Here is a 13818-nt window from a genome sequence, read left to right on the forward strand (position 1 = left end):
GCGGGCTCGACGAGCCGTCGCTCTTCGGATGCTTCGTGGATTGCGGAGGCGCGTGCGCGCGTGCCGCCGGTGGACGCTGCGACTACACCTGTCCGAAACGGCCTGCGCAGTTCGCGAGACGTTGGGCCGAGGTCGGTGGACTGCCGATCGCGTACCCGGCGGCGCCTCTGGTCGGGCCAGTGTCGGACCTTCCGCGGTACGTCCCGTTCATTCGGCACGGCTCGCGGCGCGAGATGACCCTGGAGCTGAAGCACGTCGCGGTGCCGACCTTCGAGCTGGTGTCGGGTGCCGGGCGGCAATACGGTCCTCGTGCGCGGGATGGCCGCGACCTGCGCCGGCGACTGGTGTTGCGTCCCGATGCGCAGGTCCTGTTCGTAAGCGTCGCACGCGATCCCGAAATCGAACGATATTGGGCACACGCGACGGAATTGAACCTGCCCGAACGCTTGGCCGCACTGGGCCTGTGGGGCATGACCGCTCCCAACTTCTCGTTCTTCGACGACATGCCGCGGACGCAGATCCTCTACAATACTGCCAGGATCGTGCGCGCCACTGAGGCCTTGTCGAAGGCCGGTGTGCCGTCCGTCCTCCACCTGAACGCGCTCACGAAAGCCGATCTGCGATTCTGGGTATCGCTGCTTCGAGATCATCCTCAGATGGTCTACGTCGCTAAGGAGTTCCAGACCGGCGCGCGCAGCGATCGCGTGCGTGCCGAGCGCATGATTGACGGTCTGGAGTTCATCCAAGCGCGAGTGCCGCAAGAGCTCAGACCCATCGTCATTGGTGGCACGCAGTACACGCGACGTCTGGTGTCGTCCTTCCCTCGCGCGACGTTCATCGATTCGCGGCCGTTCATGAACGCAGTGAACCGACAGCGCTTCGTCTTCGACGCTGCTGGGGCACGCTGGGAGAAGTGTCCGACTGCGCCCGATGAGCCGATCGACGATCTGCTCGCGAGCAACATCGCGGCATACAGTCGGTATGTCGCTGCACTCGGAAACGGTGCAATCGACGATGCTGCGGCGGCCTGTGTTGAAGCGTCTGACGAATCTCTCACCGAAGACGAATGACGACGCTACGAGCTGATCGGCGCTCTACTTCGCAGCACCCGCGTCGCTGAGAAAGGCGTCGGCGTGATCGGAGGCGGCGCGACAGGCCGTGTGTCGCGGGACGCGAGCGCTGTCGTGTTCTGGGCACGACTCGCACGCTGCGCGTGTTCGGGACCGCGTCACCGTTTCGCCCATCGAGCGCGCACTGCAAGCTCGTGCCTCGGGGCCGCGACGGCGATCGTGTCGTTCACCGAAGCTCTACTCGTCGAGCGCGAGAACTTACGACCTACGATGGGTCTGCGCGCTAAGCACGCGGCTTGTAAAACGCCGTGAACGCGTTCGCAATGAGCCCGTGGCGCGAGATGACGCGCATCGTGGATCTGGTAGACCGCTCTACAAGCCGGTAGTTGTCGTCATCGATCTCCAGGTCCGAGTGCAGTTCATTTCGAAACAGTGCTCTCACCAGGGCCGCGCATGAGTCGACAGAACGAGCAACCAGAATCCCGTTGAGCACGCCGGTGCTAAGGATGACCTGGAGTGCGAGGGGATGCTGCTCTCGAAAGGTCTTGGACCGGCGTTCGAACATCACCGTCGTCGCCACGAAGATTCCAATCAGGTGGCGTCGAACCTCGGGAGCCGGAGCGACGTCCTCCCCACGGCGAATAACGGCATCAAGCCAGGCCCGATAGGCGCCGCGCTCGTCCTCAGGAATGCGGCCAGTTTCCCCGTAAAGGTCAAAGTCTGCCCAGTGCTGTCGCGTCGCACGGAGGATGACGTCATCCGTTGCTCCGATGAGCCGGATGGTGATGAGGCGCGCGAGCAGAGACTGGGCGTCCATCGTCTCGTCGAGTTCCCGATCATCTTCATTCCCCTCGCGCGCGACGAGAGACTGAAGGTCGGCTCGCGTCTTGGCACCGAGCGATTCGCTGTCGATGAGGTCGGGAACGAAGAGCCGGGGGACATAGACGATCACGGGCTTGCCCTGACCCAGAGCTACTGAGGCTTCGGAGTCCTTTCCGAACGTGTCGCTCTTCTGGGCCATGTAGATCGTCATCGAGGAGCGCTTCAACATGAGCGCTTCAACGAGACCCTTGGCGACGCGATCCTCGATCCACGACTGCGTCGGGTTGAAATGCCTGAGCCTCAGCGACTCAATCGTTGGATTCCTGAACAATTCGGAGCAGAAACTGTTGACGGACACGAAGTCCGCGTCGGATCGCATCGAAGTTGCAACGTAGACGTCGAGATGGTCCGCGGCGAGGTAGTGAGCCAGGTTGCGCTGAGCTCGGGCCTGCGTATCAGCCATGCGCGCCAGATCGGAATCTTCCTTCGGCGCAAGGAAGTCGGCCTCACGGCGAAGCTGATCCGGGTCAGGGGCGAAAAGAGGCGACAGAAATCCGTGTTGAATGTTCGAATTGAACTTGCGCAACAGCGAATCCATTTTTCGCCGACGCTTCTCACTAAACTGATCGAGTGCCGACTTGTCCGCTGCCAGCGCGTCGGCCAGTTCGCGCAGGAAGCTGGCCAGCAGCGTACGCTCTCCGTGTTCTTGACGGGCCCGCTCTGCTGAAATGTAGCCGAGGTCCGGCAAACGTTCGTCCGGGATGGTCTCGATAACCGACCACGGAGCTCGGACTCTGTAGGCGTCGTCCTTTCGCGGCGAGATCGCGGAGAGTTCTTGTTCGAGTGTCGGCGTGGTCGAGAGCTGGTCGTATGCCTGCTCGAAAGTGCTGAACAGCCTAATCGCGTCCTTTTGATACGCACGAACGTGGGCGAGTAGCTCCGCCGGGGACCTGATCGCGTCAGGCCCAAGATATCGGTCGAAGAACGCACGGGAGCACTGCCGCACGTCGTAGAAGACGAGGACGGAGTTAAATGCGTCGAATGCTTGGTCCGGAGTGCGCACGGTGCGGAACAGCGCAAGCACCGCCGTGTCGGCGACGGATACGGTGTGCTCGTCGTGTGCGCGAAGCGTTACGACACGCCCCACCAGTTCCATGAGTGCCTCCTCGAAGGCAAGACGTCGCTGATAGTCGTCGTTGAGGAAGCTCTTCCAGTATCGATTCGGGATCGCCAGGGCTTCACAGATCTGGGCCAGGACCTCGCTGGCCGGTAGGCGACGGCCCTGCTCGAGGTGCGCAACAACGGACCGGTTCGTCGGCGGGTTCACTGCTTTGGCGACGGCGTCTTGGGAGAGCCCCTTTTGCTCGCGCGCCGCTTGGACCTGCTCGCCCAGTTCCTGGAGTGTCACAGACATCGTAGTAGGCCTTTCGTTTGGTATCGGTAGATCGCAGAAGCCTGTATTTGGGGCGCCCAGATTTCACTCTGAAGAGAGCGCCGGTCTCTCGGTCGTAGGGAATGATGCGCTACGAGTTCGACGTGATCGCTCTATCCCGCTGCCCTTTTCGTCTCCTGGTACAGCCACGCAGGCATCGGCGTCTCCAGGTCCCACTCGATCTGCATCGGTCTCGCACCCCGATGCGAGCGATAGAACCCTCGCCCCAAGTGCACGTACGGCATCGTCTCGCCGCGATCTCCCGTCCTGCGCTGGCGCACGAAGAGGAGGACGTTGTTCTTCGCGCCCGGCCTCGCGCTGATGTAGCGGCGGCCGGTCGGCGCGTCCTCGTGGGCGATGCTCTGGCTCTCCCAGTGAAAGCGCGTCGGGCTGATGGGGTAGTCGTCGTAGAGCGTGGTGGGCGTGTAGTGCTTCTCGCTCTTCTCCAACGTGATGAAGAGCAACTCGGTGCTGCGGCGCGGGACGTGGAAGACGCCAGTCTGGATGCGCTTCACTCCACCCTTGTCGCTGCGCTCGTCGATGCCGGCGAGGACCTCGTCGAGGGTGTACGTCACGTGGGTCAGGAGCGGCAGATCGCCGAGCGCGCCGCCGAGGCGGCCACCGAGCCAGCGCGAGCGATCCGCGAGGACCGCGAGGAGCTGCGCGAGCTCGCGGCGTAGCGCGGGGCGGGACCAGAGGTGCGCCCACGCCTGGTCCATCCCGGCGTACGAATGCCGCACCCAGCCGAGCAGGACGAAGAGCCAGCGCTGCATCGCGTCGCCCGCATCGGGCGCGGGAGGAGCGCTCCGCGACACCAGGCTCAAGAGGCCATTCAGGCGCTCGGTGTCGTCGACGTGCAGCAAACGCGACAGCGCACGCGAGACTTGCTGGTCCTCGGCGCTCTCGAGCTCGGCCTTCTCGAAGCCAGCCTCGCGACGCATGCGGGTGAACGTCCAGGCCGGCGTGCCTCCCGCGTACACGTCCTCCAGCTCGGCGCCGGTCTCGCGCAGGAAGGTCGCGAGGTCGACGTCGCCGAGCTCGCGCAGATCCTCGACGAGCGCGCGCTTGCCGAGGCCGAGCGCGTGCTCGACGTTCTCCAGCACCGCCTGCTGCGAGACGCGATCGAGCTGGATGACGCAGCCGCTGGGCAGCGAGGGGAAGCCGCGCTCGATCTCGCTCTTCACGCTCCGGCGGGTGCCGCCGACGATCGCGCGGTAGCGCAGGTCGAACCGGAAGCGGCGGTGCGCGCCGCCGATGAAGTCGAGGACGGTGAGGCAGTCCTTGCGCGACTTGAGGAACGGGCAGAGCAAGTCGAGGCGGTCCGTCGACGCGAGCTCGCGGTTCACCTCGGGGCCCAGCGAGACGTCGTGGCGGCCGTTGACCAAGAGGTCGCTGGTGGCGAGCGGGATCTCGGGCCGCGCGGTCGCCGCGGGGTCGCGCACCGCGAGGAGGCGCGCGCCGGGCGGGACGACGTGATCGTCGGCGCTCGCGCCCGAGCCCGGCACGTCCTCGAGCACCGCGAGCACGCGGTTCGTCAGCTCGAGCTGGCGGGTCAGCGCGTCGTCGCGCGAGGAGGAGAACGCCGCGAGCGCGTGGACGAGCCGCCCGTGGATCAACCGCGCGAGGGTGCGTGGGGAGTCGGCTGGGTCGAGCGGCTCGGTCTCGTGGAGGTCGGGCGGCAGCGAGGACAGCGAGCCCTGCAGCGCGGCCGTGACGGGCGCGTCGTAGACGCCGGGGACGAGTGGACGCCGAGCTGTCACTCGAGAAGAGACCGTAGCGAATCGCGAAGAGCGTGTACAGGGACGCTGGGCTCGTCCGCTGTCGCTGTCCGCGCCGCCCCCGCGGTCCTACTCGCTCCGCGCGTCCGTCAGGTCCTCCCCGCGAGGAACGCGCGCAGCTCGCGCACCAGCGCCTTTGGCTGCTCCATCGCCGCGAAGTGCCCGCCGCGCTCGAGCACCGTGAAGTGCACGACGTGGTTCATCTCCTCGGCGACGCGACGCACCGTGAGGAACGCGTCGCGCGGGAACACCGCCACACCCATCGGCACCTCGCAGCGCGCAGGCTCACCCCACGCCGCCGAGGCCTCCGCGTACACCTGCGACGACGATCCCGCAGTGTTCGTCAGCCAGTAGATCGTCGCGTTCGTCAGCATCTGATCGCGATCGACCGCTTCCTCCGGACGCGCCTCGCAGTCCGTCCACTTCTTGAACACGTCGACGATCCACGCGAGCTGCCCGACGGGCGAGTCGGCGAGCGCGTACGCGAGCGTCTGCGGCGTCTGCGACTGCACGTACATATAGGCCGAGAGCTCGTTCTCGTAGCGCGTGCGCGCGTCACGGCTGCGCGCCTCGTGCTCGTCCTGGGGCTCGCTCTCGGGCCCGCCGAACGAGAAGATCTGCAGCACGTGCACCGCAGACACGTGCGCTGCGTCGTGCACGCCCATCTCGCGCGCGATCATCGCGCCGGTGTCGCCGCCGTGGACCGCGTAGCGCTCGTAGCCGAGGCGCCGCATCAGCACGATCATCGCGTGCGCCATCCGCGTCACGTTCCATCCCGCCTCGCGCATCGGTCCCGAGAAGCCGAAGCCCGGCAGCGACGGCACGATCACGTGGAACGCCGGCGAGCCTTCCGTCAGCGGGCGGATCAGCTGCGTCAGCTCCGCGATCGAGCCCGGCCAGCCGTGCAGCAGGAGCAGCGGCGTCGCGTCTGGCGCGGGTGATCGCACGTGGAGGAAGTGCACGCGCTCGCCGTCGATGCGCGTGACGAACTGCGGGAACGCGTTGAGCGCGGCCTCGTGCGCGCGCCAGTCGTAGGTGGTGCGCCAGTGCTCCACGAGCTCGCGCAGGTAGTCCCCCGGCACCCCGCGCGACCAGCCCATGCCGGGCAGCTCCGAAGGCCACCGTGTGCGCCCGAGGCGCGCCCGCAGATCCGCGAGGTCCTCGTCGGGGATCGCGATCCGGAACGGTCGGATCTCTTCGTCCACCATCGTGCTCGATTCGCTCTTCGTCATCGCATCGTCTCCTTGCATCGCTCGTGGTGAACGTAGTCGGCATTGCGGACAGGATGTGTCCGCGATAGTCGGAGCACGATGAAGACGAGCGCGCGCCTCCTCCGCCTCCTCACGCTCCTGCAGTCGCGTCGCGACTGGTCGGGCGCCGACCTCTCGGAGAGGCTCGCGGTCGAGGTCCGCACGCTGCGCCGCGACGTCGAGCGCCTGCGCGAGCTGGGCTACGAGATCCACGCGTCCTCCGGCGTCGGCGGCGGATATCGCCTCGGCGCGGGCACCACGCTCCCGCCGCTGCGTCTCGACGACGACGAGGCGGTCACGATCGCGGTCGCGCTCGGCACCGTCGCCGCGAGCATCCCGCACCTCCAGGACACTGCGCTCGCGGTCCTCGTGAAGCTCGATCAGCTCTTGCCCGCGCGCCTGCGCCGCCGCACCCGCGCGCTGCACTCGATGACGATCGCGATGACCGGCGGGCCGCGCGTCGACCCTGCGCTCCTCGCGACGATCGCGACCGCGTGCCGCGACACCGAGCAGCTCCTCTTCACCTACGAAGACAGTCGCGGGCATGCGAAGGCGCGCACCGTCGAGCCGCTGCGTCTCGCGCACACCGGACGCGTCTGGTACCTCGTCGCGTGGGACGTCGATCGCGAGGACTGGCGCACGTTCCGCGTCGATCGCATCGCGCATCGAGGCCTGCGCGTCGGACCGCGGTTCGTGCCGCGCGAGCCACCCGAGGACGTCGCGACCTACGTCTCGCGATCGATCGCGGCGGCGCCGTATCGCAGCCGGGTGCGGCTGGTCCTGCGAGGCAGCGCCGCCGAGATGGCGAAGGTCGTCCCGTCGTGGGTGGGCGTGCTCGAGCCGCTCGACGACGAGCGCTGCGTCTTCACCGTCGGCGGCGACACCGTCGAGGCGATCGTCTCGCAGATCGTGCTCGCGGGGGTCGACTTCGAGCTTCTCGAGCCGCGCGATCTCGCGCCGCGAATCCGCGAGATCGGTCAGCGGTTGGTGCGCGGAGCGCGGGCGCGCTGAGCGCGCGAGCAGGCCGTCGGCGCGCGCTCGCTACTTCGACACGATCACGCGCTGGCCGTAGGTCGTGTCGATCGCGAGCAGCGCGTTCAGCGCGTACGGCGTGGTCACGTACACGCGCCCCGGCACGCCGTCGTGCGCGATGTCGGTGGCGCCGTAGTCGCTCGGCCCTGCGCCGTGCGCGGCGCCCGAGACGTGGGTGCGTGCGCCCGACGCGAGGTCGACGCGGTAGAGCCCGTACGCGTCGCCCAGCGACGTCGGCACGACGACCCAGAGCGCGCCCGTCACCGCGTCTGCGATCACGCCGGTCGGGTACATCAGCGGGGGCCCCTCGCCGACCTCGGGTCCCGAGACCACGCGGCGATCGCCGCTCTCGACGTCGATCTCGAGCACCACCTCCTCGACCGGCGCGGCGAGCCAGGCCCGCGATCCGTCGCGCGCGAGCTCGACGTCGTCGGCCCACGCGACAAGCGGCCCCCTGCCGCGCTCGCCGCTCGAGACGACGCTGCGCTCACCGGTGCTCGTGTGCGCCGCGATCAGCGCATCGCCGTCGACGATCAGCGCTCGGCGCCGCGCTTCATCGAGGGCCATCGCCCAGGTGCGCGCGAGCGGCTCGCCCTGTCGCGGAGACTCGCCGTCGGACACCACGTGGAACACGCCGGTCGAGAGGTCGATCTCGAGGAGCGCGCCCACGCCATCGGCCCGCATCGCCGTCGCCCACGCGCGGTCTCCCTCGTCCTCGACGTGCAGCCCGCCGAAGAGCGACGGGTAGAGCGCGGCTTCGTCGAAGAGGACGATCTCGTCGCGGTCGCCGGTCTCGAGATCGATCGAGACCACCCGATGGCCGCTGGTCATGAACGCGCGTGCCTGGGCGATCACCAGGTCCCCACTCGCCGTGCCGAGCGCCGGGCCCTCGCCGAAGCCCTCACGCGACACGATGCGCCGGTCTCCGCTCGCGACGTCGATCTCCACGATCGCGTCGAGATCGACGTCGAGCACCCAGACCACGCCCGGGCGAGCGGGGTCCGCGCGCATCGCCGTCGCATATCCCAGCGATGGCCCCGCGCCGCGCTCGACGTCCGAGATCGTCGTGCGATCGCCGCGGCGCGCACCGCTCGTCTCCACGCGCACGAGCCGGCGTCCCGTGAGCACGAGCGCGTGGCTCGCGCCGGGGAGCTGGAGGAAGTCGTGCACGTAGCCGAGCGCCGGTCCTTCACCGTGCGTCGCGTCGCTGAGCAGCGTGACCGCGCCGGTCTCGAGATCGAGCGTGGAGATCGCCGCGCCGCCGGCGACCAGCGCGTCGCGCTGGCCCGGCACGACCTCGATCGCCGACGCTGCGCCGACGCTCGCGAGCACGCTGCGGGCACCGTCGGCGAGCGAGACCGCGATCACCTGTTGCCGCGCGTAGTCGGTCACGAGGAGCCGTCCACGCTCGGGGTCGCACGCCAGGCCCCGCGTCGACCACAAGCGCGCGCCGGTCGCCGACACCACGCGCCGTGCTCCGGTGGCGGGATCGAGCGCGACCACTTCGCCGTGCGCGTCGTCGACCGAGTAGAGCGACGTTCCGTCCGACGCGAGCCCGTGGAGGTACGCGTCGTCGCGATCCCAGCGCGCCACGATCCGGCGCGTCCCGGTCGCCGGATCGATCGCCACCAGCAGGTCGGCGGCGACCGCGAAGAGCTCGTGACTGCCCGCGGCGCTCGCGAGATCTCCGAGCTCGAAGAGCGACGTCGGCCGCCGCTCGATTCGCAGCCGTCGCACGGTGCGAGCCTCGCCCGGTCCCTCGGCGACGATCTCGATCTCGTTCTCGCCCTCGACCAGGGCGAGCGCGGCGCTCCACGACGCGAACGCGTCGTCCGTCTCGGCGAGCACGCCGTTGGCGCGCACCGAGACGACGCCTGCACCCGCGCTCCCGATCACGCGGATGCTCGCCTCCGCGGTCAGCGAGCGCGGCGGCGGAAATGCGACGACGAGATCGGGGGCGCTCGCCGGAGCATCGCTCGGTGACGCGGCATCGAGCGGCGCAGCGGCATCGTCATCCGACGACGCCGCGTCGAACGATGCGCCTGCATCGAACGGTGGATCGGAGCCCGCGTCCCGAGCCGGGTGAGTCCGGCCACAGCCCGCGAGTGCCAACGCGAGGAGCCCAACGAAGAGCTGCTTGGATGTCATTCGTGTGCTCGCGAGCGCGCGACGCTCGTCCCATCGAATTGGCGGGACGACGTCGGTTCCGTCTCGCGATCGATCTGCAGCGACGCGGAGAGCGCGAGACCTCGGCCTCGCGCTCTCTCACTGCGTTCGCTTCACGGCTGCGCGGGCGGCTCCGGCGCTGCCGGCGCCTCGACGGGCGCGACCTCGGGAGGGCTCTCGCCCTCGGGCGGCGCGACCGGCTCGGCAGAAGGCTCGACCGCGTCGGCAGGCAGCGCCTCCTCCGGCGTGATCGGCTCCTCGACGATCGCGGGCGGCTCGACCACCGCCGGCTCCATCGTGATCGGCTCCTCGACCGGCTCGACCTCGGGCGGCGCGACCACGACGCTCTCGCGCGCTCGATCGAGGAATCCGATCTCGATTCCGCCCGTCAGCGTGATGATCTGGTTGTCGCCGAAGCGCTCGAATTGCTCGCCCGACTGGATGAAGTGCGTGAATCGCACGCTCGGCCCGATCGTGATCGGCCCCGCGTCGAACCCGTACCCCGCGGAGATCCAGTACGCGCCCACGAGCTGCTCGTCGGCGACCGCGATCGACGGTGCGAGCTCCACGTAGAGCCCATTCGCGCGCCGCAGCGGATCCGGCACCGCGGAGGGGAAGGGGCGCAGTCGCACCACCGCGCTCAGCATGACGTAGTCGAGCACGCCGGGATGCTCGCCGTCGGGGTGGATTCGCTGCCCTTCGGCCAGGAATCCCGCACGGAACCGCGCACCGACGGACACGCCGTCCGCCAGCGAGCGATAGACGCCGACTCCGAGGCTGCCGCCCGGATAATACTGGCGGCTCATCGGCGCGTTCACGACGCCTTCGATCCCGATGTCGGCCGTGCCCATCCACGGCTCGTCATCGATCGTCACCGGCGGCCTCGGAGCCTCCGAGTCCTGGGCCCGAGCCACGCTCGCGCCCGTGCCGAGGCACAGCAGCACACCGAGCACATCCATCATTCGACGAAGTCGCATGTTCCTCGCCTCCGTCTCAGAAGGTCAGTCGGGCGCTGAGCTGGACGCGCAGCGGCTCTTGGCGCGTGCGCGCCTGTCCGAAGGTCGGATTGACGCTCGACACCTCGACGTCGTCGATCGACGCGCCCGCGGTGCGATTCGGCTGGACGACGCCGGTCGTGTACTCCTGATCGAGCTCCGTCGCCTCCTGGAAATTGAAGAGGTTGAAGACGGTCGCGCTCAGATTGAGCGCCATGCCCTGCGTCAGCGGGATGTCGTAGCCGACGGACATGTCGACCTGGTGCGTGAACGGAGTCCGTCCCGCCGCGCCGCGCGGCAGGATGAACACCTCACGACGGCCGTAGTACTCGTGACGTCCGAGGTAGCTCAGCGGCGTGCCGCTGCGCCCGATGTACTGGAGCCCGACCGTCAGCCCGTTCAGCTCCGGCATCAGACCGCCGAGCTCGTATCCACCGCTGACGCGGATCACGTGCGTGCGATCGTTCGGGAGCGGCCCCATGCGGTTGTAGACGAGGCTCGGCAGATCGTACTGGCTGCTGATGTTCGGATCCGCCTGCGCGTTGTCCGACGCGTAGAGACCGGTGTAGTTCCCCTCGGCGCGCGAGAGCGTGTACGACGCGCGCATCATCCAGTGGTCGGAGAAGTCCTTCCGCAGGGTGAAGCTGACGCCGTAGTAGCGGCGCACCGGCGCCGAGAACACGGTGCTCGTCGAGTCGTAGCTGCCGTCGGGGCCCGCGCACGCAGTCGCGAGCGGCTCGCGGTACTCCTCGGGAACGTCGCAGTCGTTCACGCCCGGATTGGCGATGAAGTAGTGCTGTCCGTCGTCCGGCGAGATGTCCTCGATCGCGCGCTCGAGATTCCGATAGGTGGCCTGCGCACCGATGACGAGGTGGGGAATCAGCTCGTACTCGGCGCCGAGGATGATCTCGGAGTGATATTGACCCTGCAGCTGATTGACCGTCGCCGCGTTCGAGCCGCCGAGCACGTGCGGCTCGCCGACCGGCTGACCGTCCGCGCCGACGTCGTAGATCGCCGTGCCCTCCGCCGAGAACGCGCGCTGGTTGATGTCGAGCGGAACCGACTCGTAGAACCAGCCCCACGACGCGAAGATCCGGCTCCGACCCACGCCCGTCGGGTCGACGGTCACACCGAGCCGGGGCGCGATCTCGTCGGGGATCGTGATCCCCGGGCGCCCCTCGGAGTCCATGATCATCTCGTAGTCCCAGCGGAGGCCGCCGCTGACGGTGAGATATTCGTTGATCTCCCAGACGTCCTGGAGGAACGCCGACAGCGTCAGCGTGCTCGCCACCGCACTGAACGGCGCATTGCCGTCCGCGCCGTAGAGGTGCGGCCCGTCGGGATCCTGCCGCGCGAAGTACTGACGCTGCCAGTTCGCGCCGCCCTCGGCGTCGAAGGCATCAGCGCCGTAGTGCTGCTCGAAGAAGCCGCCCGAATAGCCGCGCGTCGAGGCGTACCGCTTGTACTCGACGTCGACGCCATAGCGGATCTGATGGCCTGCGAAGAGGTGCGTGAGCCGGAGACCCGAGGTGTAGCGATCGGTCGTCTCGTCGAACCAGCTCCCGGTGCCGCCGTAGATGTAGTCGCGCACCGGGCAGTCGACGAAGGGAGTCGACGGATCGTCGGGGCACGCGCCGGGCTCGTAGTCGTCGAGCGAGACCTCGAATCCCACGTTCTGGAACGCGGCCGAGTCGACGCGCGGACGAATCACGTCGCGCTCGGTGTGCACGCCCGCGAAGGCCTCGACCTGGAGGCTGCGGTCGAGGAAATGACCTTGGTAGTTGAGGACGAGGTTGTGCGTGCCGACCTCGCGCTCGCCGAGGTAGTAGTCCTCCGAGCCACTGACTCCGTTCGCGCTGCGCGACTCACCGACCGCGCGGCGCACGCCGGCGACCGAACCGGGATTTCCGATGTACGAGAGCGAGAGTGTGTTCTCCGCGTCGAGCGCGAGCGTCAGTCGGCCCACGACGTTGTAGGTGAACACCTCGCGGCCGTAGGTGCGCCGGCCGACCTCGCGGAACCGCTGATCCGCCGGATTGCCCGGCGCGAAGTCGGGCTGTCCGTCGGGCATCTGGGCGGTCACGTTGCCCTGCTCGTCCTGCGTGACCTCGTCGATCCGCGCCTGGGCGATGCGGTGCACGTCGGTGAACGTCATCTGCGGATTGAAGCCGACGAAGAACCACAGGCGATCTCGGATGATCGGACCGCCCAGGCTCCCGCCGAAGTCCATGTCCATCAGCAGACTGTCCTGCCTCCGGATCGACTCACCGGCGCGAAAGACGCCCAGTCGATCCGCCTGGAGGAACCCCGGCCGGAAATTGCCGAACACGCTGCCGTGGAAGTCGTTGCCACCGCGGCGCAGCGAGAGATTGAAGATGCCGCCCGTCGAGCGACCGAACTCCGGCATGTAGCCGCCGATCTTGAGCTCGATGGCCTCGAAGAAGTCGGGCGGCAGGGACACGGGCTCGTTGCCGAACCCGACGCCGGTCACGTTGAGGCCGTCGATGATGTACGAGTTCTCGAGGCCGGTCGCACCCAGCACCGAGATCCCGCGCCCCGCGCCACGCGGCTCGACCGTCGTGCCCGGCGCGACCTGCTCGATCGCGTCGCTGAAGCGCCGCGGCTGCGGCGCGATGCGCAGCAGATCGTCGTCCAGGCTCGCGCTCGTCTGCGCCGAGCCGCGGCTGATCGTCGGCGCTTCGCTCTGCACCACGATCTCCTCGGCCTCGATGCTCGTCGGCACGAGCCCGAGCCGCACCGGCGTCGTCTGTCCGAGCCGCACCTCGACGTCGGCCACGCTCGCCGCTCGATATCCGTCTCCCTCGAATCGCAGCACGTACGCGCCGGGCGGAAGCAGCGTGAACGTGAACGTGCCGTCCGACTCCGTCACTGCGATCTGCTCGCCCTGCAGGCTCGGGCTGACCGCATAGACGACCACGTCGGCCACCGCCGACTCGTCGCCCGCGCGCAGCACGCGACCGCGGATGCTGCCCCCCGTCCGTTGGGCGAGCGCTGGTCCGGGATCCAGCGCGTGGGCGACGTACGACAGGACGGCGAGCGCACCGAGCAGGACGTGCTCGGTACGTCGACTCGAGGTTTGACTGTTCACGATTGGCTCCGGGGTGAAGGCACGTCGAGGGCGTGAGTCGACGACGACGAGCGACCGAGTCGATCTCGGACACACGTCGGCTTCGACCCGAGCCCCGAGTGCGGGAATCGAGCTGGACGGGATCTCTCTCGGATTGCGCGACTCGCTTGCCGCGCAGTCGTCTC

The 13818-nt window shown here is 68.4% G+C and carries 8 protein-coding genes; 2 read left to right on the forward strand and 6 right to left on the reverse strand.

Annotation, left to right across the window (positions count from 1 at the left end; genetic code table 11):
* Positions 1-233: 233 nt before the first annotated feature.
* The gene (locus tag I5071_RS43000) at positions 234-1070 is read left to right on the forward strand and encodes a DUF4417 domain-containing protein (RefSeq protein WP_236519216.1); all 837 of its coding nucleotides are present in this window, start codon (positions 234-236) and stop codon (positions 1068-1070) included.
* Between the two features lie 283 nt (positions 1071-1353).
* On the opposite strand, the gene I5071_RS43005 is transcribed toward I5071_RS43000, so the two are convergent.
* The 3 genes from I5071_RS43005 to I5071_RS43015 form a co-directional block, all read right to left on the reverse strand.
* Positions 1354-3306, reverse strand: a complete 1953-nt coding sequence (locus I5071_RS43005) for a helix-turn-helix domain-containing protein (RefSeq protein WP_236519217.1) — start codon at positions 3304-3306, stop codon at positions 1354-1356.
* A gap of 131 nt (positions 3307-3437) precedes the next feature.
* Positions 3438-5084: a DUF3427 domain-containing protein gene (locus tag I5071_RS43010; protein WP_236519218.1), complete on the reverse strand. Its 1647-nt coding sequence runs from the start codon at positions 5082-5084 to the stop codon at positions 3438-3440.
* A 107-nt stretch (positions 5085-5191) separates the two neighbouring features.
* A complete protein-coding gene (locus tag I5071_RS43015; protein WP_236519219.1) occupies positions 5192-6334 on the reverse strand; it encodes an epoxide hydrolase family protein in 1143 nt (380 codons plus the stop codon).
* A gap of 78 nt (positions 6335-6412) precedes the next feature.
* Here I5071_RS43015 and I5071_RS43020 point away from each other — a divergent pair, with 78 nt between their 5' ends.
* Positions 6413-7363: a helix-turn-helix transcriptional regulator gene (locus I5071_RS43020; protein ID WP_236519220.1), complete on the forward strand. Its 951-nt coding sequence runs from the start codon at positions 6413-6415 to the stop codon at positions 7361-7363.
* Positions 7364-7393: 30 nt separating this feature from the next.
* Here I5071_RS43020 and I5071_RS43025 read toward each other — a convergent pair whose 3' ends face one another.
* The 3 genes from I5071_RS43025 to I5071_RS43035 all read right to left on the reverse strand — a co-directional run bounded on the left by I5071_RS43025 (position 7394) and on the right by I5071_RS43035 (position 13729).
* Positions 7394-9280, reverse strand: a complete 1887-nt coding sequence (locus I5071_RS43025) for a PQQ-binding-like beta-propeller repeat protein (protein WP_236519221.1) — start codon at positions 9278-9280, stop codon at positions 7394-7396.
* A gap of 383 nt (positions 9281-9663) precedes the next feature.
* Positions 9664-10527 carry a hypothetical protein gene (locus I5071_RS43030; RefSeq protein ID WP_236519222.1) on the reverse strand — a complete coding sequence of 288 codons (864 nt, stop codon included), beginning with the start codon at positions 10525-10527 and terminating at the stop codon, positions 9664-9666.
* Between the two features lie 16 nt (positions 10528-10543).
* Positions 10544-13729, reverse strand: coding sequence for a TonB-dependent receptor (locus I5071_RS43035; protein ID WP_329611118.1), 3186 nt, complete (start codon positions 13727-13729; stop codon positions 10544-10546).
* Between the last annotated feature and the right edge of the window lie 89 nt (positions 13730-13818).

The organism is Sandaracinus amylolyticus (genome assembly GCF_021631985.1).
In the GTDB taxonomy this organism is placed as follows: domain Bacteria; phylum Myxococcota_A; class Polyangia; order Polyangiales; family Sandaracinaceae; genus Sandaracinus; species Sandaracinus amylolyticus_A.

Coding starts and splice junctions, on each gene's coding strand:
- I5071_RS43000 (WP_236519216.1), top strand. CDS start 234: ATGACCCTGGAGCTGAAGCACGTCGCGGTGCCGACCTTCGAGCTGGTG.
- I5071_RS43005 (WP_236519217.1), bottom strand. CDS start 3,306: ATGTCTGTGACACTCCAGGAACTGGGCGAGCAGGTCCAAGCGGCGCGC.
- I5071_RS43015 (WP_236519219.1), bottom strand. CDS start 6,334: ATGACGAAGAGCGAATCGAGCACGATGGTGGACGAAGAGATCCGACCG.
- I5071_RS43020 (WP_236519220.1), top strand. CDS start 6,413: ATGAAGACGAGCGCGCGCCTCCTCCGCCTCCTCACGCTCCTGCAGTCG.
- I5071_RS43030 (WP_236519222.1), bottom strand. CDS start 10,527: ATGCGACTTCGTCGAATGATGGATGTGCTCGGTGTGCTGCTGTGCCTC.